Annotated in this window: 2 protein-coding genes; both read right to left on the bottom strand. The window is 59.2% G+C overall.

Translation table 11 applies throughout. The annotated features are described in order from the left end of the window. Positions 1-137: 137 nt before the first annotated feature. Entirely contained in the window at positions 138-1079 is a 942-nt protein-coding gene (locus BP858_RS12255) for a magnesium transporter CorA family protein (RefSeq protein ID WP_286879591.1), read from the bottom strand. A 110-nt stretch (positions 1080-1189) separates the two neighbouring features. Continuing rightward, the coding region (locus BP858_RS12250; RefSeq protein ID WP_286879589.1) for a sodium/proton-translocating pyrophosphatase at positions 1190-1648 on the bottom strand (459 nt) is incomplete at its 5' end.

Genomic DNA, 1648 nt, shown 5'->3' with positions numbered 1-1648 from the left:
GTTTTCATGCGTGCAGCCCGGAGAGCGTAGCCTGATGGTTGTTTCATGTGCACCATCGCCTCACGCGAGCGGTTGGTGATCCGCACCAGAACCCACAAAATAAGGCGAAATTGTCCACTAAAACCCCAAAGGTTGGTCTACAGCCATCCTTTGCGGTTGATGGCCACCGCGAGGAGTGAGGAGACGATCAGGGAGAGGATGATGATAATAAGGAACCCGTAGGGTTCGTCCTGCAGGGGGACCGGGACGTTCATGCCGAGGAAACTTGCGATCATCGTCGGGATGGCGAGGATGATGGTTATCGAGGTGAGGAGTTTTAAGACGTTGTTGAAGTTGTTCGATATGATCGAGGCGAAGGCATCCATCGTCTCCGAGAGGATCGTTGAGTAGGTGTTTGCCATCTCGATCGCCTGCTTGTTCTCGATGATGACGTCCTCGAGAAGAGCGGTATCCTCCTCGTACATCCGGAGCGGCTGGAACGTCAGGGTCTTGTCGAGGACGATCTGGTTGCTCCTAAGCGACGTCGAGAAGTAGACCAGGCTCTTTTTGAGATTCATCAGCTGGATCAGTTCCCGGTTCCGCATCGACTGGTTCAGTTCGGCCCCGAGCCGGTCCGAGATCCGCTCGATCTGGCGCAGGTACTGGAGGAAGTAGGATGCGTTCCGGAAGAGGATCTGCAGCACGAACCGGGTCTTCTTGAACGTGTAGAACAATTTCACCCGCCTGTTTGCGAAGTCCTCGATGATCGCGTTTTCGCGGAGACAGACGGTGACGATGGTATCGGAGGTGACGATGATCCCGAGCGGCATCGTCGTGTAGAGGATCGTCTGCTCAGGGTAGGGCACCGGGATATCGATGACGATCAGGGTGATGCCGTCCTCACTCTCGGTTCGCGGGCGTTCCTCCTCGTCGAGCGCCGCCCTGAGGTAATCACCGGGAACGGAGAGCCTGTCCGAGACCTCCCTGATCTCGTCTGCAGTGGGGTTGATCAGAGAGACCCACGAACCGGGCTCAACCTCTCCCGTCTCGTCCGTCAGCGGCGTTGGGGTCGTATCGATCGTATGGTAAATGCGCAACACCCGGGTTTGTCACCTCCGGTTCAGGAGTTCACACTATCTGGTTGTCGCAGGGCGGGATGAAGGTATGGCCTCACCGGGGCATCACTTGCCCCATGGGGAAAAAAGGTGGTTTAGATGACCAGGATCAGCGGTGCAAAGACCAGCGCGACCATGGACATCAGTTTTATGAGAATGTTCAGGGAGGGGCCCGACGTGTCCTTGAAGGGGTCACCCACGGTGTCGCCGACGACCGTCGCCTTGTGGGCATCCGAACCCTTCCCGCCGAGGTGGCCCTGCTCAACGTACTTCTTTGCGTTATCCCAGGCCCCACCGGCGTTCGCCATCGTGACGGCGAGGAGGAACCCGGCCGCAAGCGAGCCGACGAGCAGGCCGCCGAGCGCTTCAGGGCCGAGGACGATCCCGACGGTGAGCGGCGCGGCGACGGCGAGGACGCCGGGCACGATCATCTCACGCAGCGCCGAGTGGGTGGAGATGGCGATGCAGGAGGCATAGTCAGGGTCGGCCGTCCCTTCCATGAGACCGGTGATCTCCTTGAACTGGCGGCGGACCTCGTGGACGATGCTGTATGC

The sequence above is a fragment of the Methanoculleus sp. UBA413 genome (assembly GCF_002502935.1).
Taxonomy (GTDB): domain Archaea; phylum Halobacteriota; class Methanomicrobia; order Methanomicrobiales; family Methanoculleaceae; genus Methanoculleus; species Methanoculleus bourgensis.
Note: the sequence above shows the minus strand (reverse complement) of the source record. Positions and strands in the feature narration are given on the sequence as shown.